Here is a 23376-nt window from a genome sequence, read left to right as displayed (position 1 = left end):
TTTCCTTTCACAAGCAGCGAGCCGGCATGAACCTCGATCCGCAAACCTTCGTCGTCCACGATATCGGCGAATTTCCGTTCGTCGTTTTCAACCAGGCCGCGGCGTGGCCCGGCTATGCGGGCCGCTGGGAAAAGGAAATGATCGCCCTCGTCGAAAACGGCCTGCCGTTCGTCGTGGTCTACGACCGCGTGCGCTCCGACGAGAGCCACGAGGACCGCCGCCATCGCGGCATCTGGCTCAAACACAACAAGCAGGCACTCGGCCGCCTCTGCAAGGCGCTCATCAGCATCGAACCCGACGCGGAACGCCGCGCCGAGATCGAAGCCGCCGGCGCGATCGCGGTCAAGGCCTTCGGCATTCCGCACGAAGCCGTCGCCACACGGCAGGCCGCATTCGATCTGGCTCGCCGTCTCGTCGACGGAGCGGCCTGAAGACGCGGCGGCTCCCGTCGCGACGCTCAGTGCGCGCGAACCGCTGCGCCGGACGGATGCACGCTGTTGCCATTGCGCCGCGTCAGCGCGATCAGCACCGGCACCGCGAGCAGCACGAGCGGGTACTGCACGATAAGGCCGGCGATGATTGCGATCGCGAGCGGCTGCTGGATGCCCGAGCCCTGGCCGATCGCGAACGCGAGCGGCAGCAGAGTCAGGATCGCCGCGAGCGTGGTCATGGTGATCGGGCGCAGGCGGTTACGGCTCGCTTCGATCAGCGCCTGGCGCAGCGGTATGGTGTGCGCGAGTTCGGTGTACTCGCTGACGTAGAAGATCGCCATCTCGGTCGCGATGCCGATCACCATCGTCATGCCCATCAATGCGGTGATGTTGAGTTCGACGCCGGTGATCCATAGCGCGGTGAACACCGCGGTCGTCGACAGCAGCGAGGTGCCGACGATGATCAGCGGCAGCCAGAAATCTTCGTAGAGGATCAGCAGCAGGACGAGTTCGGCGATCAGCGCGGCGAGGAAGACCACGGCGAGGCCGGCGAAGGCGATCTGCTGCTGGCGGTACAGGCCGCCCATCTCGTAGCGCACGCCTGCGGCGAGCATGCCTTTCTGCGCGAGCACCTTCTCGACATCGGCGACCGCGGCGCCCATGCCGCGGCCTTCGATGCGCGCGGTGACCGCAACCATCGGCTGCAGATTGTCGCGCTTGATCTCGGGCTCGCCCGACACGGGCGTCAGTGTCGCCACGCGCTTGAGCGGGAACACATGGCCGTCGCTCGCGCGGATCGGCAGGTCGGCGAGGTCTTCGAGATGCAGGTTCATCGCCTTCGGCGTGCGCACGCGCACGTCGATCAGTTTGTTCGCCTGTGGCAGCTGCGTGGCGATCGCGCCGTTGATCGCGACATCGACCGCCTTGGTCACTTCGTCGGGCGTGACCGACTCGAACGCGGCCTTGACCGAATCGACCTTCATGTCGATGCCGTCGCCGGCGAGCATTACGCCGTCCTTGATCTCGACCACGCCGGGGATCTTCGCGATCGCCGCGGCGACTTTCTTCGCCTGCGGGATCAGCTTGGCCGGGTCTTCGGCGTAGAGCTGGATCTCGATCGGCTGCGGCACCGCAGTGAGGTCGCCGATCAGGTCTTCCATCAACTGGGCGAGTTCGATGTCGACGCCGGGTACGTTCTTCTGCACGTCCTCGAGCACGGCGGACATGACTTCCTCGGTCGCGCGCGCATGGTCGGGCTTCAGGTGCACGAAAAAATCGCCGTGGTGCGGCTCGCCGAGATCGCCGCCGAGGCCGGTGCCGGTGCGCCGCGAGAAGGTGTCGACTTCGGGCTGTTCGCGCAGGATCGCTTCGATCTGATGCAACTCGCGCTCGGTCTCGTCGAGCGAGGTGCCGGGTTTGGTGTAGAAGTCCATGACGAAGCCGCCTTCGTCGACCTTCGGCATAAACCCGCTCGGCACCTTGTGATAGGCGAGCGCGCCGAGCAGCAGCAGCGGCACGATCGCGCCGAGCAGGATGACGGGCTTGGCGAACACGCGGTCGAGCGCGCGCGAATGCGTGCGCGACAGCCAGTCCTCGCGGTCGGCGGCCGGATCGTGCCAGCGCTTGAAGTCGATGAAGGTGCGCGCGAGCACTGGCACGACGAACGCGGCAAACAGATAGGACACGATCAGCGCCGAGGCCATCGTCACCGCGAGCGCCTTGGAGAACGATCCGGTGACGCCGCTCATAAAGCTCAGCGGCAGGAACACGATCAGTGTCGCCAGGCTCGACCCGGTCAGCGGGCGCAGGAATTCGCGCGTCGCCGGCAGCACGGCCGCGCGTCCGTCGGTCACGCCGGGCGCGCCGGCGCGCCGTGCGATGTGCTCGACGATGACGATCATGTCGTCGATGACGAGGCCCACGGCCGCGGCGATGCCGCCGAGAGTCATGATGTTGAAGCTCATGCCGGCGACGCTGAGCACGAGCACGGTAATCGTCAGCGTTGCCGGCACGACGAGCACGGCGATCAGCATCACGCGCAGGTTGCGCAGGAACACGAACAGCACGATGCCGGCGAGGATCAGGCCGATGATGACCGCGTCGCGCACGCTCGCGCCCGATTCGAGCACGAGCGCGCTCTGGTCGTACCAGTTCACCAGCTTCACGCCGGCCGGAAATTTGAACGCAGCGAGGCGCGCGCGCACGTCCCTGGCGATCTGCACGGCGTTGCCGTCGGGCTGCTCGTAGACGTTGAACAACACGGCGGGCTTGCCGTCCTCGACCACGCGCAGCCAGAACGGCGCCGCACCGGCGCCGACCTCGGCGACGTCGGACAGGCGCACCACGCCGGCCGCGTCGCCGCGCACGACGATGTTCTTCAATTCATCGACGCTGCGCAGATTGCTGTTGGAAACGACGAGGAAGAGTTTGTTGCGGTCCTGCACGCGGCCGACCGCCTGCAGTGCGTTGCCCGCCGTGATGGAGGCGACGAGTTCGTTCATGCCGATGCCGTACTCGGCGAGGCGATGCACGTCGGCCTCGACGTGGACTTCGTCGATCGCGCCGCCCTGCACGTCGACGCGCGCCAGCCCGGTGACCGGCGCGAGCAGCGGCACGATCTCGAACTGGGCGAGGTCGTGCAATTGATTCGGGGTGAGAGTCTCCGAGGTCAGCGCATAGGAGATGATCGGAAACACGGTAGGGTCCATGCGGCGCACGCCGTAGGTCGTACCGGGCGGCAGCTTCGGCAGCGCCTGCGCGATCGCCGAATCGACGAGCAGGGTCGTCGCGATCATGTCGCGGCCCCAGCCGAAGTCGACCGAGATCTGCGCCGAGCCGCGCGACGACGCCGAGCGCACTTCGCGCACGCCGGGCACCGAGCGGATCGCCTCTTCGACCGGACGCGTCACCGCGAGCACGGTCTGGTCGGCCGGGCGGTCGCCCGAGGACAGATCGACGACGACGCGCGGGAACGACACCTGCGGAAACAATCCGACCGGCAGCACGAAGGCGGCGACGAGTCCCGCAAGCGCGAGGGCGAAGGCGATGCAGAGCAGCGAGCGGGCGTGGTGTTCGATCAGGCCGATGAAATTCATGCCGGGTTCCGATGGATATGGCGACTGGCGCATCTGTGCCGCACTTCTCCTCCCCCTTCAAGGGGGAGGCCGGGAGGGGATGGTGTCGATACGGGATTCACGAGCAACACCATCCCCACCCAACCCTCCCCTTGACGGGGAGGGCTAAAAACCTCAAAGCGGATTGCTTTTTGCGTCTTTCGGCGCGGCCTTTTCCTGCTTCGCATCGGCCTTGTCGTCCTTAGCATCGGCTTCTTCCTTGCGCACTGCGCCGCCGTCTTCGAGTTGGTAATTGCCGACCGCGACGACCTCGAGCTTCGGATCGAGCGGCCCTTCGACCGCTGCGGTGTCGTCGTCCATGCCGAGACGCTTGACCTTGACGCGCTTGGCCTTGTCGCCGGCGACCTGGAACAGGTACGTGCCTTCGTCGTCGTCGAGCACGGCGTCGCGCGGCACCAGCCAGCCTTTCAATTCACCGACTTCGATCTGCGCGCGGAACGCCTGACCCTGGATCAGCTCGTCGTCGACGGCGACGTCGGCGTCGACCAGGCGGGTCTTCGGATTGAGGCTCTTGTCGATGCGCGCGAGCTTGCCTTCGACGGCTTCCGCATCGCCCGACAGCGGCTTGATGCGCACGGTCTGGCCGAGCTTGAGCCGCTTCAGTTCGGACGGCTCGATGCCGCAGGTGACGACGAGGCCGTTGCTGCGCGTGATCGTCAGCAGCGCCGCGCCGGCGGCGACGCGGTCGCCCTGGTTGACCGGCACCGTGGCGATGACGCCGTCGAACGGCGCGACGAGAGTCTGCTGCGGCTTACCGCCGGTCTCGTGTTCGAGTGCGTCGAGCGCGGCCTGCGCGTCGGCCGCGGCTTTGTCGGCGAGCGCCTTCTGGTCGCGCGTGGCAAGTTGCTCGCCGAGCAGGCGGTTGATGCGCGTCTGTTCTTCCTTCGCCGTTTTCAGCGCGGTCACTGCCTGCGCATAGGTGCTCGACGCGGCCGCGGACAGATGGAACTCCATCAAGGTCTGGCCCTTGTGCACGGCTTCGCCGGGCGTCACCGCGATGCGCATGACGCGGCCTTCCGCCTGCACGCTCATGCTCATGCCGCCGTTGATCGCGGGCACGGCCGTGCCGTAGGCGGTCAGGGTGTCGGCGATCGTGCCTTGCTTGGTCGATTGCGTTTCGACAAGCACGCTGCCCTTTACTTCTTCTTCGGCGGCGCCGGCCGTATAGGTGACGAGCAGGCCGGCGGTGCCGGCGATCAGCATGCCCGCGACGAGCGCGGCGAGGAGTTTGACTTTCATGGTTGACCTTGCTTCGTAATGGTTTGCGCGTCGGGCATCTCGGCATGCGGCATGCCGGCGCCGACGAGCGTCGCGATGGCGATCTGCTGCTCGTGCAGGACGAGCTGCAACGCGAGGATTTCCTGTTGTTTGGCATTGCGTGAGGCGACCAGGTCGACGTAGCTGCGCTCGTCGATATCGCCCTGGTGGAACGCGCTCTGCACGTGCGTCGCCATCGGCTCCATCTGCGCGAGCAGGGCGTGCTTGGCTTCGAGCTGCTTCTGCAGCAATACCTGATCGGCGAGCATCGCCTCGACTTCGCTCTTCGCCGCGATCAGGCGCGCGCGGAATTCGGCGTGCAGCTGTTCGCGCGTGGCGCGCTCCTGGGCGATGTTGCCCTGATTGCGGTCGAACACCGGCAGGTCCATGGTGACCTGCGGGCCGAGCGTCTTCACGTTGCTCGTGTCGCGGCCGTAGGTCGCGCCGAGCGAAAACAGCGGGAATTGGGCGAGCACCGCGCCGCGCACTTTTTCTTCCTGCGCGCGATAGCCGAGTTGCAGCGCGATCAGGTCGGGGCGGCGGTTGGCGAGATCGGGCAACTGCGCGCGGATCGCGGCGACGTCGAGCGGCGGCAGCTGCAGATCGTCGGCGAGGTCGAGCTTCACCTTCGGGTCGAGGCCGAGCAGTAGGTTCAGATCGCGCCGCCGCGTTTGCTGTGCGCGCTCGAAATCGTCGTGCTGCTTCTGCGCGTCGGAGCCGGCGGCGAGATCGGGCGCGAGCGTGGCGAGGGTCGCGTCGCCTTGTTCGAGCGCGCGGCGGTTGCGGCGCACGCGCTCCTGCCAGAGCGCGGCGTTGTCGCGCAGCAGGGCGAGCTGCTTGTCGCCTTCGATCAGGTCGATCGCGGCGAGGCGCGCCTTGCTGATCGTCTGCCACTCCTGCCAGAGCACCGTCGCATCGACCGACTGCGCGGCGGCCTGCGCGGCGTGGCGTTTGGACGAGAGCGTGACGATCGATTTCAGGTCCTGGGTCAGGCTCGCGGCGAGCGCGGCGACCGTGCCCGGTCCGCTGAGTACATTGGCATAGCTGCCGCTGAAGACCGGATTCGGCAGGATGCCCGCGGTGCGCACCTGCGCCTCGGCGATGCCGTGCTGCGCGCGCACGGCGACGAGATCGGGATTGTTGTCGAGCGCGAGGCGCACGACGTCGTCCGGCGCGAGGCGCGCGGGCAGGGTGCCGTCGTGGCGCAGTTCGGCGAGCGAGGTCTTTCCGCTCGCGGCGAGATCGAGCGGGCGCGCGGAATAGGTTGCGCATCCGGCCAACGCGAACAGCGCGCAAAACAACAACGGCGGCAGGCAACGCTGGAAAGAGGACATGCTTCGAAGGCTTGCGAAGTTCGACATCGCTCAGCACCATACGTGGGCGCGCCTTGTGGCCCGATGTCGGCAACATTACCGATTCACAACTTGAACTTGGCCGCCGTGTTCGATCTGATGCTCACCGTATCTCTGCCGGAGCCGGCCATGACGCTTCGCCGCATTCTGTTTTCCGCGTTGGTCTGCGCGGCCGCCACCCACGCGAGTGCCTGGGCGCACGATGCGGCAACCGCGCAAGATCTGAGCAAAGAGGCCAAGGTCTCGAAAGATGCCGCGCAAAAAACCGCGTTGGACGCGGTTCCGGGTGGCGTCGTCGCCAGCTCGGAATTGGAGCGCGAGCATGGCAAGCTGGTGTGGTCGTTCGATATCAAACGCGCCGGGTCGAAGGACATCACCGAGATTCAGGTCGGCGCCGTCTCGGGCGTGATCGTGTCCAAGGAAATAGAGAATGCGCAAGCCCAAGCCAAGGAAGCCGCGGCGGACAGGAAACATCCGCCGCATTGAGTCGGCGGTTGCGGCCCGAGTCGCAAGCAACTATCCACAACGGGCCCACGTGCCTTGAGAATTCTACTGATCGAAGACGACGCCGAGACCGCCGACTACGTAATGGCCGGTCTGCGCGAGTCCGGCCACAACATCGCCGTCGCGCGCGACGGCCGTGACGGCCTGTTTCAGGCCACCGGCCAGGACTGGGATCTGCTGCTCGTCGACCGCATGCTGCCGGGGCTCGACGGCATGACCCTCGTGCGCACGCTGCGCGCGGGCGGCATCGAGACGCCGGTGCTGTTCCTGACCACGCTCGGCGGCATCGACGATCGCGTCAACGGCCTCAATGCCGGTGCCGACGACTATCTGGTCAAGCCGTTCGCGTTTTCCGAACTCGCCGCGCGCGTCGCTGCGCTCGGCCGGCGGCCGCGGCGCACCGCGGCGGAAACCGTGCTGCGCGTGGCCGACCTGGAAATGGACTTGCTTGCGCGCAGCGTGCAGCGCGCCGGGCAGGCGATCGAACTGCAGCCGCGCGAATTCCGCCTGCTCGAGTTCCTCCTGCGCCACGCGGGTGAAGTCGTCACCCGCACGATGCTGCTCGAACAGGTCTGGGATCTGCATTTCGATCCGCATACCAATGTTGTCGAAAGCCACATCAGCCGCCTGCGCGGCAAGGTCGACAAAGGCCATGCCGTGAGCCTGATCCAGACCCTGCGCGGCGCCGGCTATTCCCTGCGCGAAGCGGCGCCGTGAACCTGCGCCGGCTGGTCCGCACGTCGAGTTTTCGCCTGACCCTGCTCTACGCGGTGTTCACCGGCGCGAGTTTTCTCGTGCTGTTCGCCGTGATCTTCTGGTCGACGACGCGCTTCATGCAGCACCAGATCGACATCACCGTCGAAGCCGAGATCAAGGAAGTGCGCACGGCGGCCGGCGACGGCAGCATCGACAACCTGCGCCGCGCGATTGAATCGTCGACCAAGCAGGCCGGCGGTTTCTATTATCTGCTGCAGGCGAGCGACGGCAGCGTGCTCGCCGGCGACCTGCCGCCGCTCGACGCCGTGCCCGGCGTGCGCGAATGGGTCGAGCCAAGGCGTCTGCCGCGGTTTCCGAAGGTCGATATCCGCGGCCGCGGCGAAGCGGTCGACGGCGGCGGCTATCTGTTCGTCGGTACGGGCGCGCACGAAGTCCACGAGTTGCGCGAGTCGGTTGCGCAGTCGTTCCTCTGGGGTCTCGGCGCGGCGATGCTGCTCGTGCTCGTCGGCGGCGCGCTGATGAGCGCCTCGGTCCTGCGCCGCATCGAAGCGGTCAGCCAGACCAGCCGCGACATCGTCGCCGGCGACCTGCAGCGGCGCATCCCGCTCAACGGCAGCGGCGACGAATTCGACCATCTCGCCGTCAGCCTCAATGCGATGCTCGACCGCATCGGCGTGCTTATGGAAGGGCTGCGCCAAGTCTCGACCGACATCGCCCACGATTTGCGCACGCCGCTGACGCGCCTGCGCCAGCGCCTCGAACTCGCCCGGCAGCGGCCGCCCGATGCACAGGCGCTGCACGCGACGCTCGGCGCGACGCTGACCGACATCGACGCGATCCTGTCGACCTTCGGCGCGCTGCTGCGCATCGCGCAGATCGAGAGCGGTGCGCGTAAAGCGAGCTTCCGCACGGTCGATCTGTCCGAACTGCTGCACACGGTCGGCGAAATCTATCAGCCGGCGATCGAGGAAAAATCGCAGACGCTGCGCGAAGACATCGCCGCGGGGCTCAGCGTGAACGGCGACCGCGAACTGCTGACCCAGTTGTTCGCCAATCTGATGGAAAACGCCTCGCGTCATTGCGATGCCGGCGCGCGCATTGAGCTGCGCGCACGGCAAACCGGCAACGCGGTCGAGGTCGTCGTCGCCGACGACGGCCGCGGCATTCCGGCCGATATGCGCGAGAAAGTGCTGCAGCGTTTCGTCCGCATCGACGCCAGCCGCACCACGCCGGGCAACGGCCTCGGTCTTGCTCTCGCGCACGCGGTCGCCATGCTGCACGAGGCCGAACTCAAGCTCGGCGACAACGCGCCGGGCTTGCGCATCGGCGTGCGCTTTGCGCAGGCGGCGGAGTCGCCGGCTCAGCGGGGCTAGAGGTCGGCTTGAATTCGACGGCGCGCAGGAAATTCACGCGCTGTCATTCCCGCCTTCGCGGGGATGACGAGACAAGAGAGATCTCGGCGATTTGACAGGGAGTTCGCTTAAAGCGGCACTTCGAAGATCGCCTTGACTGTCCACTTGTCGCTGGCGCCGTTGAGGCCGCGGCCGATGCCGAGATTGAACGGCACCGCGACGCTGCCGATGTCGAAGGCGAGGAACAGCTGCTGATTCTGCTCGCGCGCCGGTTTGAAATCGCCGAACGCGCCCATCTCGTCGTAGTACTCGATGCCGACGAAATTGTCGCCGCCGATGTTGCGCGCGATCTTGATGCCGGGACTGAAATCCGGCTTCGAGCTGACGTAGCGCGAACGGAAGGTCTTGCCGACCACCGGATTGAACGAGACCAGCCAGTCCTCGTTGCGATAGCCGATGATCGGCCGCAGTTCCATGGCCGGCCGGCCCTGTTCGAGACGCTCGTTGACGTCGCCGACTTCGAGGTTGAGGCCGGCGAACATGCCCGCTGCGCCCTCGGCCGGCTTGAACGCCATCCATTTGATGCGGAAGCGCGGCCCGGCAAAATATGTCGTGCCCGACGCGTCGCGCAGGAACGGCAGGTACAGCCCGGCTTCGAGCGAGTCGGTCAGGCCGTAGGACCATTCCATCGTCGCGCGCATGCCGTGATTCGGCGGAATCTCGCCGGGCCAGTCCGGCGTCCTGCGCCCGTCGAGCGTGGTGTTGAGATGCAGTTCGAGGCCGATCTGGCCTTTCTTGTTAATGCTGTCGTCGTAGATCTGGATCTCGTCGGTCAGATCGGCGTGCGCGGCCGTGGCGGCGACTGCCAACGTGACGGCGCACGCGCCTCGCAAGAAAACGGAACAACGATTGCGCAGCGACATGGTTTCTCCCGAACTTGATTCCCGCTCACAGATCCAGCACCAGCAGCGGGCTCTTCGCGCGCGAACAGCACGGCGTGAAGCGGTCATTGCGCGCGCGTTCTTCCGCGCTGAGCACGCGGTCGCGATGATCGGGTGAGCCGTCGAGCACGCCGGTCAGGCAACTGCCACAGACACCCTGCTCGCACGAACGCGGTAGAACGATGCCATGCGCGGCGAGCACGTCGAGCGCGCTGGTGTTCTTGCCGACAGTGTAGCTCTTGCCCGAACTCGCGAGTTTGACGACGAACTCGGCGTCGTCAGCCGCGTGGCGCAGATCGGCGGAAAAATATTCGCGATGCACGTTCTCTTCGCGCCAGCCGGCGCGCTGCGCCGCGGCGAGCGCTGCGTCCATGAAGCGCGTCGGCCCGCAGACGTAGAGGTGCGTGCCGGCAGCGGGATGTGCGAGCAGCGATTCGAGATCGCCGCGCTGTTCGGCCGGCCCTTCGCTGAAATGAAATTGTGCACGGTCCGCGAACGCCGCGCGTTCGATGCGCTCGACGAAGGCGGCGTGCGTGCGCGAACGCGCCCAATAGTGCAGACGGAATTCCGCGCCGGTGTTCGCCAGGCGCTCGGCCATGCACAGAATCGGCGTGATGCCGATGCCCGCGGCGAGCAGCAGCGAATGCTCGGCGGCGTGCGCGAGCGGAAAATGATTGCGCGGTTCGCCGATGCGCAACAGGTCGCCTTCGCCGACCTCGTCATGCAGCGCGCGCGAGCCGCCGCGCGAATCGGCCGTGCGCAGCACGCCGATCAGATAGCGGTGCGTTTCGCGCGGATCGTTGCACAGCGAGTACTGGCGCACGAGGCCGTCGCGCGCCTGCACGTCGATATGCGCGCCCGCGGCGAACGCGGGCAACGCAGTGCCGTCGGGATCGGCCAGCTCGAACGTGCAGACGTTGGCCGCCTCGGTCGCTTTGCGCACTACGCGCACTTGCCGCGGCAGCCGTGCAGGATCGCGTTCGGCGCGGCGCAGCCAGCTGCGCAGGCCGGTCCAGGCGAGCAGCGGAACGCAGAGCGCGCCGAACAGCAGCAGCGCCTGGCCGATCCAGCCGCCGACCAGGCCGGTGTGGATCGACAGCGTCCAGAAATACAGTTTGTGTCCCGCGCTGCTCGCGGCATAAGGCGTGAATTTCAGCGTGTCGCCGGTGTAGGCGTCGAGCGCGATCAGGCTGCGCGCATTCGGATGCGGCGCATCGCGGTCGATGGTGTAAATGTCGACCGCGTCGTCGGCGCGCGACGGATAGTGCAGCAGGGCTTCGCGCGGCTGCGGCACGAGCGCCTGGACCTTCTGCCAGATCGCTTCCATCGGCAGGCGCGCCGCATCGGGTGCGTGAGCGAGCGAAGCCGGCGCATGCGCGGGCGGCGCGGAGCCGGTCAGCGTGTAGACGCCATTGCGATACCAGTCGAACGATTGCGGCAGGCCGGTCAGCGCGCTGATCAGCACGATCAGCGCCGCGTAGGGACCGACCGATTTGTGCAGGCCGATGTGTCGCGCGGCGCCGCCGGCACGCGGTGCACGCAGGGCCAGCGCGCGGCGCGCGCCGCGCCAGGTGCCGGGCCACCAGAGCACGAGGCCGCCGCCGACGAGGACGAGGGCAAAGACGATCGCGCTCGTGCCGACGACGAGATTGCCGTTCGGCATAAAGCGGAAGCGATGCAGTTGTTCGAGCACGCCGAACGCGCCGCGATAGCGGTTGCGCAGGCCGAGCACGGCGCCCGTGCACGGATCGAGATAGACGAACATCTGGTCGGTGAAGCGCACCATCGCCGTCGGCGTGCGCGCGTCGTCCGCTTCGGCGGCGATCAGGCGAATGTAGTCGAGCTTGCCGCTCGGATACGCCTTCTGCGCATTCGCGGTCAGCGTATCGAGCGGCAGGCGCGAGGCGCAGGCGGGCGCGCTGAGCAGATCGCGGTCGAGCGGCAGTTCCAGTTGCTTGCGCAGCACGAGCGCTGCGCCGGTCAGTGCCATCAGCACGATGACGAGGCCGACGCTGAGGCCGGTCCAGCGGTGGACGGGACGCAGAATGCGGCGCAGCCGGATCATCGTCTGCCTCGCATCAACGCGGCGCCTTGAGCGCGCGCTCGACGAAGACGTTGGTGTAAGTGCGCTTCACGTCGACCGACTTGTACTTCGGATTCGCTTCGGCAAGCACGCGCCACTCCGCGGCAGCGCCGTCCTCGGGCATACGGCCGTCGCCGGCGAACATCGGAATCTGTTCCTTGAGCACTTGCAGATAGGCATCGCCGTATTGCTTGCGCACCTCGGGCGGCATCTTCTCGGCGATTTCTTCGGGCGTGTGCGTGTTGATGTACTTGAGCGTGCGCACGAAGGCGTTGACGAGATGCTGGGCGATCTGCGGCTGCGCCTGCACGCGCGCACTGGTCATAAAGATGGTGTTCGACGGGAACGTCGTGCCGAAGGCCTTGCGCGTGCCGGCGACCGTGGTCAGGTCGGCGAACACGCTGGCGACGCCTTCGCGCTCGTAGAACGCACCGTCGGGCGTCGGCGCGACGACAAGATCGGCGGAACCGTCGCGCAGGGCCTTGAGGTTGGCGTCCTTGCCGTCGGTTGGCAGGCGCGTGTACTCGTCGAGCTTATGGCCGCCGGCGAGAACGAGAGCATTCGCCACGGTCGTCTTCGCCGAGCCCGCACCGCCCGTGATAAAGCGGCTACCTTTGAGATCGGCCGGCGTTTTGTACTTATCGCGCGCCGGGTTGGCGACGAGCACTTTCACGCCCGGCGTCAGGCCGAGCGCGACCACGGCCTCGATGTGCTTGCCCTCGGCGCGCTGCACGACGTTGTGGTGGTAGTAGGCCATGACCGCGTCGACACGGCCGTCCATCAGCATGTCCATATAGGGCATGTCGTCGCGGATGTTCATCACGGTGACGTCAACGCCTTCGTCGTTGAAGTAGCCGAGGCGCTCGGCGAGTACGACCGGGAACGAGCGAATCTGCTTGATCTCGTCGACGAGAAGGACGATGCGTTCGCGCGGCGCCGCCTGCACCGAAGCGCAGAGCAGAGCGAGCAGAAATACGGCCAGAACTTTCATGCGTAGCCTCCCTCGTTTTTCGCGCGAGTCTGCGTGGCAAACCTGAAAGGCATATTAAAAGCGCATGAAATTCGACAAAGTTTCGCGTCGGATGCGGCTGATGAAGTAGATGAAGATCGAGCCACGAAGAACACGAAGACAAACCCAAAGAAAGTTTTGAGAAGCGCGAGATGCGCTCAATTGCGTCTTGGCTTCAGATCCCAATCCGTTCGCCCTGAGGTATCGAAGGGCGAACGGCAATCCTCGCGTGAGTTCGTCCTTCGATACCTCAGGACGAACGGGCCAGATTTCCCATCGGGACACCAAGCGGGTTCAATCGAGCTTCGCGATCGCTTCGCGCAGCACCGCGGCGAGCCGTTCGATCTGCTCCTGTTCGATGATCAGCGGCGGTGACAGCACGATGCCGTCGCCGGCCATGCGGATCGCCACGCCCGCGTCGAGACAGGCGCGATGGCAGGCGTAGGAGCGCGCGCCGGGCTGGCTCGGTATCGGCTCGAAGTCGATCGCGGCCATCAGGCCGATGCAGCGGATATCGACCACGTGCGGCAGTCCCTTTAGCGAATGCACCGCATCGGCAAATGCCGGCGCGATCGCCGCGGCGCGCGCGAACAGGCCTTCTTGCGCGTAGACGTCGAGCGCCGCGAGGCCGGCCGCGCAGGCGAGCGGGTGGCCCGAGTAGGTGTAGCCGTGCGGCAGTTCGATCGCCGCCGGCGGCCCCTGCATCAGCGCGTCGTGCACGCCGCCGCGCACGAGCACGGCGCCCATCGGCACGCAGCCGTTGGTCAGGCCCTTGGCGCAGGTGATCATGTCGGGGACGACGCCGAAATAATCTGCGCCGAACGCGCGGCCGAGACGGCCGAACGCCGTGATCACTTCGTCGAAGATCAACAGGATGCCGTACTGGTCGCAGATTTCGCGCAGCCGGCGCAGATAGCCGGCCGGCGGAATCAGCACGCCGGTTGAACCGGCGACCGGCTCGACGATGACCGCGGCGATGGTCGAAGCGTCGTGCAGTTGCACGAGGCGCACGAGGTCGTCGGCGAGATGCGCGCCCCAGGCCGGCTCGCCCGTGGTGAACGCGGTCTCGGCGCGGTTGTAGGTGTGCGGCAGATGATCGACGCTCGCGAGCAGGTTGCCGAACGGCTTGCGGTGGCCGGCGTGGCCGCCGACCGAGACGCCGCCGAAGCCGACGCCGTGGTAGCCGCGCTCGCGCCCGATCAGCCGTGTGCGTCCGGCCTGACCTTTGGCATGGTGATAGGCGAGGGCGATCTTGAGCGCGGTGTCGACCGCTTCCGAGCCCGAATTGGTGAAGAACACTTGGTCGATGCCCGGCGGCGCGAGCGCGGCGACGCGCTCGGCAAGCTCGAACGCACGCGGATGGCCGTATTGGAAGGACGGCGCGTAGTCGAGCTCGGCGGCCTGTTTCGCGATTGCCTGCGTGATATGCGGATGGCCGTGGCCGGCGTTGACGCACCAGAGGCCGGCCATCGCATCGAGCACCTTCTCGCCGGACGGCGTGTAGTAGTACATGCCCTCGGCGCGGTCGAACAGGATCGGATCGCGCTTGAAGCGGCGGTTGGCGGTGAACGGCATCCAGTAGGCGCGGGTGCCTGCAGCCGCAGGTTGATCGTCGTGGGTCGGAGAATTCATCGCGGCCATCTCGGTTTGGAATCGGGTACGGTCGAGATGATTGCATTTTAAAACGAAAAATACAATTTGATCGAAAGCGCAGGCCACGCCCGGCAGCTGCGGCGAGCGCAAACGGGATTCCTGTGCGAGATCAGTCCGCTCGCGTCGGCAGCTCCGGGGAACCCGGTGAAGAGCGCTGCCGAAAGCGATTGCTGTCCGTCATCCGCGCGAGGGCGGGGGGCGTGTTGTGGATTTCACGGGAAACGGCGAGCGCCGGATTGCGCGCCCCGCTTTGCCGATCCTGCGTGCGGTGAAGTCGAAACGAGCAAAAGATCGATGCGCGCAGAACGCGGAGAAAGAAAACAACGATGAACATTGCAGATCTTCGCTGTGCTTTCTGCGTTCTCCAAGGTTGAAGCTCTTCGGTCTGCTTGGTCTAGCGATCGAGCAAGCCGGGTCGCGATGCAGCGCGACGCTACGCGCGCGCTCGATCCGCGCGCACCGGCAAGCCGCCTAGCGTTCGAAGGAAATCAGGGCGAAAGATGATCGTCCGCATCGCCGGCAGCCGGCGGCCGCGCGTGGCGGCGGCCGATCGACAACGAGCTGGCGATCTTGAGGTGGTGCAGCATCAGCGCTTCGGCGAAGGCGGTGTCGCCCGCTTCGATCGCCGCGATGATCTGCAGCAGGCGCTTGCACGACTCGATCACGTTGCGGTTCGGCCCGGAATAGCTCGAGAACTCCTCGAAGCGGCGCAACTGGTTCTGCTGCTGCATCGCCTGCAGGATGTAGCGGTTGCCGGAGAAGCGCATCAACATTTCGTGGAATGCCGCGTTCATCTCGAAGAACGCCGACGAAGTCTGCGCGCGCGGGCTGCGCGCAAGGAAATCCTCGTAGCGGCGGCGCGCCGCGGCGAGTTCTTCGGGCACGGCCTTGAAGCTCGGCTCGCGCAGCGCGGCGCATTCGATGATCATGCGGAAGCGATAAGCTTCGTATAGCGCTTCTTCGGAATCGAGGCCGGGCAGAAACTGCCAGCCGTGGCCGCGCCGGCGGCGGATCAGGCCTTCGCGCGTGAGCCGCAGCAGGGCGTGCATCAGCACGCTTTTCGGCGCGCCGTAGCGCGCCATCAATTCGGTTTCCGACGAGGCCTTCGGCAGCTTGCCGCTGGCGCGGTCGGCGATGATCGAGCGGTACAGGTCTTCGGCGGTCGGGTTCGGATTTTCGAGCGCGGTCATGCGCATGCGCGGCGCGCGCTTGGACACGAACACGCCGGCGTTCGCACGCGCTTCGAGGTAGCCGCGGTCCTGCAGCATCTTCAGCGCGGCGCGCACCGGCGAGCGCGACACGCCATAGCGCTTGGCCAGTGCCGCCTCGGTCAAATGTTCGCCCGGCGCGACGCTGCCGCTGCGGATCATTTCCATAATCTGGTTGGCGATCTCGATTTGCAGCGAGCTGGGTTGGGGAGCGTGCTCGTCCTGCATCCGGCTTCCTTTGCTAGTAGTGAACCTGGCTGCGCGCGAGTATAGCGTGCGCCCCGGCCGGCCCGTGCGCGGCATGCCTGCCGCAGCACCATGCGCAGCGATGGCGCGGCATAAGTGTATTGCATTTTACTATCATCTAATACAATATCGATGCGTCGTTCGTATCCGGCGACGCTCTCTGCAGGCTCCATTCACCGACTCCGCCATGCGATCCCGTCTTCCTTTCCTGCTCGCTTTTTTCCTGCTCGCCGCCGTGCGCACGCAGGCGCAGGACGTGACGCCGGAGGGCACGATCGTCGTCGCGATGAATTCGGATATCCGCACGACCAATCCCGGCGTGAACCGCGACGGCAATACCGACTCGGTGATGATGCATATCGTCGAAGGGCTCGTCGCCTACCGCGAGGACGGCGCGCCGGCACCGCTGCTCGCGCAAAGCATTGACGTCGCCGACGACGGCAAGACCTACACCTTCCATCTGCGCGAGGGCATCAAGTTCCACAACGGCGCTGCGCTGACAGCCGACGACGTGATCTGGAGCTGGCGCCGCTATCTCGATCCGAAGACGATGTGGACCTGCCTCGCCGACTTCGACGGCAGCCGCGGACTCAAGATCGAATCGATCGACGCGCCCGATCCGCGCACGGTGGTGTTCCGCCTCAACCGCGCCGCGCCGCTGCTGCTGACCCAGATGGCCGCGCTGCACTGCGGTGCGAGTGCGATCGTCCATCGCGATTCGGTGAACGCCGACGGCTCGTGGAAATCGCCGATCGGCACCGGCCCGTACCGGCTCGATACCTGGAGGCGCGGCGAATACATCGAGCTGGCCGCGTTTGCGGATTACGCGTCGCGCGGCGGGCCGCCCGACGGCTACGCCGGCGGCAAGATCGCCTACGCGCAGAAGCTGCGCTGGTTGTTCATCCGCGACGACGCCGCGCGCCGCGTCGCCCTGATCAAGGGCCAGATCGACGTGCTGCCGATCGTGCAGGTGTCGGAATTCGCGCAGATCAAGAAGTTGCCGCAGGTCGTGCTGAAGAGTGCGCCGCTGCTCGGCGTCAACGCGCTGCTGATGCAGACGCGCGATCCGATCCTTGCCGATGCGAAGTTTCGTCTCGCCCTGGCGACCGCGCTCGACACGCATGCGATCGCCGAGATCGCTTCGGGCGGCACCGGTGTCGCCAGCGCATCGATCGTGCCGGTGTCGAGTCCGTACTTTTCCGCGGCGCAGAAGAAGAGCTACGAGTTCAGCCTCGCACGCGCAAAGCAGTTGCTCGCCGAGTCGAACTACCGGGGCGAGAAGATCAAGCTCGTCACCAACCGCCGTTATCCGGACATGTACGACCAGTCGATCATGATCCAGTCGATGGCGCGCGAAGCGGGCATCCGCATCGAACTCGAAGTCACCGAGTGGGCGACCGCGCTCGAACGTTACCAGAGCGGCAATTACCAGCTCATATCGTTCAGCTACACCTCGCGCTCGGATCCGTACCTGAGCTACGACGCGATGCTTGGCGACAAGAACAAGAGCAAGCGCAAGGTCTGGGACGATCCGCAGGCGATCGAGTTGCTCGCCGCCGCGGGCGCGACCGCCGACCGCGGCGAGCGCCAGACGCTGTTCGACAAACTGCATGCGCTGATGCTCGAAGACACGCCGCTCGTCGTTCTCTATTGCCCGGCCGACGTCGTTGCGATCAAGCGCGATCTCGACGGCTTCCGGCCGTGGGGCGTCGCCCATGAGCGGTTGTGGAACGTGCGCCGCATCGACAGACCGGCGACCGCTGCGGCCGCGGTGCCGTTTTCAGGTTTCCGACAGGATCCGGTGGCAGGCTCGACGCCGGATTTCCGCGCAAGATCCGTTTCGGGGAGGAAGACAAAATGAAAATAGCCAAACCCATCATCGCGTGTTGGGCATTCGCGCTCGGTGCGCTCGTCGCCGCGGGCTCCGTTGCGGCCAAGGACAACGACGACGCCAAGGCGCCGAAGAAGGAAGCAGTCGAGAAAAAGGGCGGCAAGGAAGGCGACCTCGACAAGTTCATCAACCCCGACTCCGACGATCTGAACACGAAGATCGACGTGATCACGCATACGCTCTACGAGCAGGAACAGCGCATCGTGACGCTGACCTTTATGCAGGAGTACGGCGAGCGCGTGCGCCTCAAGCGTGTCGCCTTCGCGAGCGCCGACCGCAGCTTGATCCCGGGCTATATTTTCACTCCGGTCAAACCCGAAGCGGGCAAGAAGTATCCGGGCATCGTCATGGTCCACGGCGGCTTCCACGAGCGCTTCGACTGGCGCTGGTTTCAGCTTATCGATGCGGCAGTAGCAAAAGGCTACGTGGTGATCTTCCCTGAATACCGCGGCAGCCGCGGCTACGGCGCGAACCACTACGTCAACGAGTACGGCGTGACAGACACTGCCGACGTGCTCGCCGCGGCCGAGTATTTTGCCGGTCTCGATTATGTCGATCCGGCGCGCCTCGGCATTCTCGGCCAGAGCCGCGGCGGCATGGTCACCTTGCTTGCGCTCGAGAAAGAGCCGAAGCGCTTCGCCGTGGGAATCGACATCGTCGGCCTCGCCGACTTCGTTGCCTACATGGCTTACAAGCCCGAATACCGGCGCCGGGAAGTGGCGAAGGAAAGCGCCCACTTCAAGGGCAAGCTGCCGGACGAGAACCTGCCCGCGTACATGGATGTGTCGCCGATCAATCACGTCGACCAGATCCAGGCGCCGCTGCTCGTGATCGCGACCAAGGGCGACAAGATCGCGCCGTATGACTTGCACACCGGTCGTCTGCTCGACGTGCTCAAGGCCAAAGGCAAGGTGTTCGAGTCGAAGATTTACGACAACGCACCGGGCGGCCACATCTTCATGGACGGCGACACGCCCGAGCAGCGCGATGCCATGCAGCGCTGCTTCGAGTTCCTCGGCAAGTATCTGAAGCCGTAACCGATAAAGACGCTCGTCCTGCCCGCCGGGAGCATGCGGGCAGGACGGGATACCACCCAATCTCCGGAGATTCGCCGTGAATTGCAAATTTGCAAAAGTATATTTGTCCTTGTTTTTTGCCCTGTTCCTGCTGCTCGCGCAGATGCCCGCGCGAGCCGCCGAGCCCGATCCGCGCATGAGCGGACCGCGCAGCCTGATCGTCGCTTACCACACGGCGCCGGCAAACCGCGAAAAACTGCGCAGCTACATGCTCGGCGCCGGCCTCAAGGATTTCGCCCAGTGGAAGCGCGAGGGCGCGATCGCCGACTACCACGTCTACTTCAACCGCTACATCGATTCCGACAACTGGGACATGCTCGCCGTCGTCACCCTCGCCGCCGAAAACGGCACCGCGCGCTGGGCGCAGATCGAATCCGCGCATCCGTCCGGCCTCAATGCGGCGGCGCTCGCCTTGACCACGGCGATCCACACCACAGTCGCCGACCTGATGCGCAACAAGTCGAAGCCGGCGAAGAACGGCAAGCCGCCGGTCTATCTGATGATTCCCTACGACTATCTCGTCTCGGTCAACGAGTACATCAAATACGTCGACGCCTATGTGCTCGCGCAGACCGACGGCTGGATCGAAGAGGGCGTGCTGTCGGGCTACGGCTTCTATCTCTCGCGCTATGCGGCCGGGCGGCCGTGGAGCGCGATGTTCGTCTACGAGTACGCGAGCGAGGACGGCCTCGGCGCGCGCGACGTGACCGTGGCCAAGGTGCGCGAGCGCCTCAAGCAGAATTCGGAATGGAAGGCCATCGCCGACAACAAGCAGGGCGTGCGCAAGGAACTGCAGCCCGTCGTCGCCGACGAGCTGATCGCGCGCTGATCGAACCGTTTTCTCGTAGAGACCCTTATGGACCAAACCACTTCCAACAACCGCGGCTGGATGCAGCGCCGCCGCGCCGCGGTCGCCAACGGCGTCAAGCAGACCCACGAGATTTTCGCTGCGCGTGCCGACAACGCCGAGCTGTGGGACATCGAAGGCCGCCGCTACATCGACTTCGCCGGCGGCATCGCCGTGCTCAACACCGGCCACCGCCACGAGAAGCTCGTCGAAGCGGTGCAAGAGCAGCTCGCGCGCTTCACCCACACCTGTTTCCAGATCGTCGCCCACGACAACTACGTCGAGGTCGCCGAGAAACTCAATGCACTCGCGCCGGGCGACTTCGCCAAGAAGTCGGTGCTGTTGACGACCGGCGCCGAAGCGGTCGAGAACGCGGTCAAGATCGCGCGCGCCGCGACCAAGCGCTCGGCGGTGATCACGTTCACCGGTGGCTACCACGGCCGCACCCTGATGACGCTCGCGATGACCGGCAAGGTCAATCCGTTCAAGCTCAACTTCGGGCCGTTTCCGGGCGAAGTGTTCCACGCGCGCTTTCCCAACGCGCTGCATGGCGTGTCGATCGACGACGCGAAAGCCTCGCTCGAAACGATCTTCCAGAACGACGTCGAGCCTGCGCGCGTCGCCGCGATCGTGATCGAGCCCGTGCAGGGCGAGGGCGGATTCTATGTCGCGCCGTTCGAGTTCCTGCGCTGGCTGCGCGAGCTGTGCGATAAACACGGCATCCTGCTGATCGACGACGAAATCCAGACCGGCGCGGGCCGCACCGGCAAGTGGTTCGCGATCGAACATTCCGGCGTCGTGCCCGATCTCATCACCACGGCGAAGTCGCTGGCCGGCGGCATTCCGCTGTCGGCCGTGGTCGGTCGCGCCGAGGTGATGGACGCGCCGCTGCCGGGCGGACTCGGCGGCACCTACGCGGGCAGCCCGCTCGCCTGCGCCGCGGCGCTGGCGGTGATCCGCACGTTCGAGGAAGAAAACCTGCTCGAACGCGCGCACGTGCTCGGCGAGCATCTGACCACGCGCTTGCACGCCCTGCAGAAAGAATTCCCCGCGATCGTCGACGTGCGCGGCTTAGGCGCCATGGTCGCGTTCGAGCTGTTCACCGTGGACGGCAAGCCCGATGCCGCGCTTGCGCTGAACCTGGTCAAGTACGCGCTGCAGCACGGCCTGATCCTGCTCGCCTGCGGCATCTACGGCAACGTCATCCGCATCCTCGTGCCGCTGACCGCGGCAAACGAACTCGTCGATCAAGGCCTTGGCATCATCGAGAACGGTTTGCGCGAGCTGACGTCGGCGATCGGCAAGGCGGCTTGAGCGATCATTCGCTCAAGGCGACGGTGTAAGTCAAAATTGCGCTAGGAATCCACGGACAAACCCTTCTCCCATCGGGAGAAGGTGCCGGCAGGCGGATGAGGGAAAAGCCTCGCATGAGCTGAGTGGCTGGAATAGTTGCGACGCACTCCCCTCATCCGGCGCTTCGCGCCACCTTCTCCCAGAGGTAGAAGGGAAGATCCCGCTCGACCGATCAAGGCGACGGTGCAAGTCGAATTGCGCTAGGAATTCATGGAGAAACCCTTCTCCCACCGGGAGAAGGTGCCGGCAGGCGGATGAGGGGAAAGCCTCGCATGCGTGAGGGGCTGGAATAGTCGGGACGCTCTTCCCTCATCCGGCGCTTCGCGCCACCTTCTCCCAGAGGGAGAAGGAAAGATCTTGGTCGACCGATCAAGGCAGCGGTCCAAGTCGAGTTGCGCTAAGAATTTATGGAGAAACCCTTCTCCCATCGGGAGAAGGTACCGGGAGGCGGATGAGGGAAAAGCCTCGCATGCGTGAGGGGCTGGAATAGTCGTGACGCTCTTCCCTCATCCGGCGCTTCGCGCCGCCTTCTCCCAGGGGGAGAAGGGAGAATCCCGGCCGACCTCGAAGCGGACCAGGTCTTCTTTAATCTGTAGATTAAAAACTACGGCTTGAGCGTCGGGTGCGTCGACGGCTCCCAGACATCGCCCGAAGTCGCCACGAGTTCCTTCATGTTCGACCAAGTGCGCCGTCCCGGGATTTCGCTGCGGCGGAGCACCACGGCCTGCGCGTAGGCGATCATGCGTTCCTGCATGCGCTTCTGTTCTTCCTCGGGCCAGGTTTCGTAGGGATGCGGTGCGCGCACGACGACGAGATCCTTGAGTCCCTTCACGCGGTGGTACGAATCGATCGTGCCTTCGAGTCCGCTCGCATAGCACCAGAGGCCGCGCGCGAAGAATGCGCTCGGCCATTTGCTTATGCCGGCGAGCGTTGCTGAGCTCGGGAAGAAGACGATGTTGTGCTCGACCTCGATGCCGCCGATGAACAGGCCGCGGTCTTTGCCCGGGCCGCGGCCGTCGTCGACCGCGCTGGTCTGCGCGGGCACATGCCCGGCGCCCGCGGAGAATTCGGCGACGAGGATCGCGCCCTTGATCGTGCGGTCGCCGGCAGCCGGTTTGCAGGCGATGGTGGGCAGGTCGTAGCTGCAGTCCTTGTCGAAGTTCATCGTCATCGCCCACGACGTCGCCATCGTGCCGCGCGAATTGCCGAGCAGCAGCACGGGCAGGCCGGCGTCGGGTGCGCCGCCGCGCAGCGCGCTCGCTGCGGCGCGGCCCTGCTGCAGATCGCCGCTCGGCGTCAGCGCGCGCATACCCTTGCCGGTGCGCAGGCTGGCGAGAATGGCGAGCAGGTCGCGGCCTTGCTGCAAAGTATTCGTATCGCTGAAGCCGCCCGATACGCCGATGCCGCGGCGATCGAAGGCGAGCACGTCGAAGCCGGCTTGAAGCAGACTATGTTGCACGCGCCGCCACGCCGCCTGGCCTTTCGCGCCCGTGGTCTTGCTCGGGTAATTGTTGAGCACGCTTTCGCCGGTCTTCGCGTCGATCGAGTAGAGCGTGTCGGCCGGATCGTCTACGGCGGTGACGCGATCGCCGCCGCCGCCGCTCATGACGATCAGCGCGCGCCGCTTGCCGCCCTTGCCGTCGTCGACGCCGGCGCCGCGGATGTACCAGCCGCGCAGCCTGATATCGTCGCTGAGGTTCTTGTGCAGCCGCTCGTACGGCTCCGCGGGCGCGGTGAATTCGACGATGTAGGTCGACGCGTCGGCCGCGGCGATCGGCTCGTTGTACGGCGCGGCGGCGAAGAACGCCGGACGCCGCACGGTCTTGAGGTCGGTGTCGCCGCCTTTCTCCTCGACCTTGCCGAGCAGAAAGCGGTGGCGCGGATCGGCGTCGTTGTATTCCTTGTTCGGCGGATGGCGCGCCATGACCTGTTTATAGACGCGGTCGTAGCAGGCCTTGTCCGCCTTGCACGCCTGCCAGCGCTCGCGCAGTTTGGCGTCGCTGAATTCGTCGACGTAGTAATCGCCCTTGTAGCCGGCCGGCGCGTGCGCCGCGGTGCTCGTGAACGGGATGCAGGTGCGTGCGCCGGCCGAGGTCGGCAGCAGGTAACCCGGCAGCACGAGGTCGCGGTCGTAGCCGACGCGCGCTTCGCACTCGAACGGCGGCACCACAGGATCTGCAGGCCGCAAGATTTCACCGCGCGCTGGCGGCGTCGATCCGTCGCGCGCGTACAGCGCATGCGGCTGCAGCAGGGAAGCCAGCAGAGGGCCGAGCAGGATCGCGGTGGAGGGGCGTTTGTTCATGTCGCTACTCGTCTCGTCTT

18 protein-coding genes are annotated in these 23376 nt (G+C 65.8%); 8 read left to right on the top strand and 10 right to left on the bottom strand.

The annotated features are described in order from the left end of the window. Positions 1–26: 26 nt before the first annotated feature. Positions 27–431 carry a hypothetical protein gene (locus FFS30_RS04950; protein WP_137911976.1) on the top strand — a complete coding sequence of 135 codons (405 nt, stop codon included), beginning with the start codon at positions 27–29 and terminating at the stop codon, positions 429–431. A gap of 26 nt (positions 432–457) precedes the next feature. On the opposite strand, the gene FFS30_RS04945 is transcribed toward FFS30_RS04950, so the two are convergent. The 3 genes from FFS30_RS04945 to FFS30_RS04935 all read right to left on the bottom strand — a co-directional run bounded on the left by FFS30_RS04945 (position 458) and on the right by FFS30_RS04935 (position 6156). Then, entirely contained in the window at positions 458–3526 is a 3069-nt protein-coding gene (locus FFS30_RS04945; RefSeq protein WP_137911975.1) for an efflux RND transporter permease subunit, read from the bottom strand. A 153-nt stretch (positions 3527–3679) separates the two neighbouring features. Continuing rightward, positions 3680–4804, bottom strand: a complete 1125-nt coding sequence (locus FFS30_RS04940; protein ID WP_137911974.1) for an efflux RND transporter periplasmic adaptor subunit — start codon at positions 4802–4804, stop codon at positions 3680–3682. Continuing rightward, positions 4801–6156, bottom strand: coding sequence for a TolC family protein (locus tag FFS30_RS04935; protein WP_171014420.1), 1356 nt, complete (start codon positions 6154–6156; stop codon positions 4801–4803). The genes FFS30_RS04940 and FFS30_RS04935 overlap by 4 nt, the downstream gene beginning before the upstream one ends. A 90-nt stretch (positions 6157–6246) precedes the next feature. Between FFS30_RS04935 and FFS30_RS04930 the strand changes: the two genes are divergently transcribed. From FFS30_RS04930 to FFS30_RS04920, 3 genes are read left to right on the top strand one after another with little or no spacing between them, the layout of a single operon-like run. Further along, the gene (locus FFS30_RS04930) at positions 6247–6660 is read left to right on the top strand and encodes a PepSY domain-containing protein (protein WP_137911972.1); all 414 of its coding nucleotides are present in this window, start codon (positions 6247–6249) and stop codon (positions 6658–6660) included. A gap of 54 nt (positions 6661–6714) precedes the next feature. Next, positions 6715–7395 (top strand): winged helix-turn-helix domain-containing protein, encoded by a 681-nt coding sequence (locus tag FFS30_RS04925; RefSeq protein WP_137911971.1) that lies wholly within the window; start codon positions 6715–6717, stop codon positions 7393–7395. Next, entirely contained in the window at positions 7392–8768 is a 1377-nt protein-coding gene (locus tag FFS30_RS04920) for a HAMP domain-containing sensor histidine kinase (RefSeq protein ID WP_137911970.1), read from the top strand. The genes FFS30_RS04925 and FFS30_RS04920 overlap by 4 nt, the downstream gene beginning before the upstream one ends. 107 nt (positions 8769–8875) lie before the next feature. On the opposite strand, the gene FFS30_RS04915 is transcribed toward FFS30_RS04920, so the two are convergent. From FFS30_RS04915 to FFS30_RS04890, 6 genes are all read right to left on the bottom strand, one after another. Continuing rightward, the gene (locus FFS30_RS04915; protein WP_137911969.1) at positions 8876–9670 is read right to left on the bottom strand and encodes a hypothetical protein; all 795 of its coding nucleotides are present in this window, start codon (positions 9668–9670) and stop codon (positions 8876–8878) included. Between the two features lie 25 nt (positions 9671–9695). Beyond that, entirely contained in the window at positions 9696–11753 is a 2058-nt protein-coding gene (locus tag FFS30_RS04910) for a PepSY domain-containing protein (RefSeq protein ID WP_137911968.1), read from the bottom strand. A 13-nt stretch (positions 11754–11766) separates the two neighbouring features. After that, a complete protein-coding gene (locus FFS30_RS04905) occupies positions 11767–12762 on the bottom strand; it encodes an ABC transporter substrate-binding protein (protein ID WP_137911967.1) in 996 nt (331 codons plus the stop codon). A 312-nt stretch (positions 12763–13074) separates the two neighbouring features. Then, complete coding sequence (locus FFS30_RS04900) at positions 13075–14412, bottom strand: aminotransferase class III-fold pyridoxal phosphate-dependent enzyme (protein WP_137911966.1); 1338 nt, start codon at positions 14410–14412, stop codon at positions 13075–13077. Positions 14413–14542: 130 nt separating this feature from the next. Then, on the bottom strand, positions 14543–14767 hold the full coding sequence (locus tag FFS30_RS04895) for a hypothetical protein (RefSeq protein ID WP_137911965.1): 225 nt from the start codon (positions 14765–14767) through the stop codon (positions 14543–14545). 154 nt (positions 14768–14921) lie between these two features. Next, positions 14922–15869 (bottom strand): GntR family transcriptional regulator, encoded by a 948-nt coding sequence (locus FFS30_RS04890; protein WP_171014419.1) that lies wholly within the window; start codon positions 15867–15869, stop codon positions 14922–14924. A 205-nt stretch (positions 15870–16074) separates the two neighbouring features. Here FFS30_RS04890 and FFS30_RS04885 point away from each other — a divergent pair, with 205 nt between their 5' ends. The 4 genes from FFS30_RS04885 to gabT all read left to right on the top strand — a co-directional run bounded on the left by FFS30_RS04885 (position 16075) and on the right by gabT (position 21015). Continuing rightward, positions 16075–17748 (top strand): ABC transporter substrate-binding protein, encoded by a 1674-nt coding sequence (locus FFS30_RS04885; protein ID WP_137911963.1) that lies wholly within the window; start codon positions 16075–16077, stop codon positions 17746–17748. Beyond that, positions 17745–18815, top strand: coding sequence for an alpha/beta fold hydrolase (locus FFS30_RS04880; protein WP_137911962.1), 1071 nt, complete (start codon positions 17745–17747; stop codon positions 18813–18815). The genes FFS30_RS04885 and FFS30_RS04880 overlap by 4 nt, the downstream gene beginning before the upstream one ends. A gap of 76 nt (positions 18816–18891) precedes the next feature. After that, complete coding sequence (locus tag FFS30_RS04875) at positions 18892–19683, top strand: hypothetical protein (protein WP_137911961.1); 792 nt, start codon at positions 18892–18894, stop codon at positions 19681–19683. Between the two features lie 27 nt (positions 19684–19710). Continuing rightward, positions 19711–21015 (top strand): 4-aminobutyrate--2-oxoglutarate transaminase, encoded by a 1305-nt coding sequence (gene gabT / locus FFS30_RS04870; RefSeq protein ID WP_137911960.1) that lies wholly within the window; start codon positions 19711–19713, stop codon positions 21013–21015. A 643-nt stretch (positions 21016–21658) separates the two neighbouring features. Here the strand turns inward: gabT and FFS30_RS04865 are convergent. Beyond that, positions 21659–23356: a hypothetical protein gene (locus FFS30_RS04865; RefSeq protein ID WP_137911959.1), complete on the bottom strand. Its 1698-nt coding sequence runs from the start codon at positions 23354–23356 to the stop codon at positions 21659–21661. Positions 23357–23376 lie beyond the last annotated feature (20 nt).

Origin of the sequence: Rudaea sp. 3F27F6 (assembly GCF_005503555.1) — a bacterium.
Taxonomy (GTDB): Bacteria; Pseudomonadota; Gammaproteobacteria; order Xanthomonadales; family Rhodanobacteraceae; genus Rudaea.
The sequence above is the reverse complement of the archived record's forward strand: the minus strand, read 5'-3'. Positions and strand labels throughout refer to the sequence as shown.

Coding starts and splice junctions, on each gene's coding strand:
- FFS30_RS04950 (WP_137911976.1), top strand. CDS start 27: ATGAACCTCGATCCGCAAACCTTCGTCGTCCACGATATCGGCGAATTT.
- FFS30_RS04945 (WP_137911975.1), bottom strand. CDS start 3,526: ATGAATTTCATCGGCCTGATCGAACACCACGCCCGCTCGCTGCTCTGC.
- FFS30_RS04940 (WP_137911974.1), bottom strand. CDS start 4,804: ATGAAAGTCAAACTCCTCGCCGCGCTCGTCGCGGGCATGCTGATCGCC.
- FFS30_RS04935 (WP_171014420.1), bottom strand. CDS start 6,156: ATGTCCTCTTTCCAGCGTTGCCTGCCGCCGTTGTTGTTTTGCGCGCTG.
- FFS30_RS04915 (WP_137911969.1), bottom strand. CDS start 9,670: ATGTCGCTGCGCAATCGTTGTTCCGTTTTCTTGCGAGGCGCGTGCGCC.
- FFS30_RS04910 (WP_137911968.1), bottom strand. CDS start 11,753: ATGATCCGGCTGCGCCGCATTCTGCGTCCCGTCCACCGCTGGACCGGC.
- FFS30_RS04905 (WP_137911967.1), bottom strand. CDS start 12,762: ATGAAAGTTCTGGCCGTATTTCTGCTCGCTCTGCTCTGCGCTTCGGTG.
- FFS30_RS04900 (WP_137911966.1), bottom strand. CDS start 14,412: ATGAATTCTCCGACCCACGACGATCAACCTGCGGCTGCAGGCACCCGC.
- FFS30_RS04895 (WP_137911965.1), bottom strand. CDS start 14,767: ATGTTCATCGTTGTTTTCTTTCTCCGCGTTCTGCGCGCATCGATCTTT.
- FFS30_RS04890 (WP_171014419.1), bottom strand. CDS start 15,869: ATGCAGGACGAGCACGCTCCCCAACCCAGCTCGCTGCAAATCGAGATC.
- FFS30_RS04885 (WP_137911963.1), top strand. CDS start 16,075: ATGCGATCCCGTCTTCCTTTCCTGCTCGCTTTTTTCCTGCTCGCCGCC.
- FFS30_RS04880 (WP_137911962.1), top strand. CDS start 17,745: ATGAAAATAGCCAAACCCATCATCGCGTGTTGGGCATTCGCGCTCGGT.
- gabT (WP_137911960.1), top strand. CDS start 19,711: ATGGACCAAACCACTTCCAACAACCGCGGCTGGATGCAGCGCCGCCGC.
- FFS30_RS04865 (WP_137911959.1), bottom strand. CDS start 23,356: ATGAACAAACGCCCCTCCACCGCGATCCTGCTCGGCCCTCTGCTGGCT.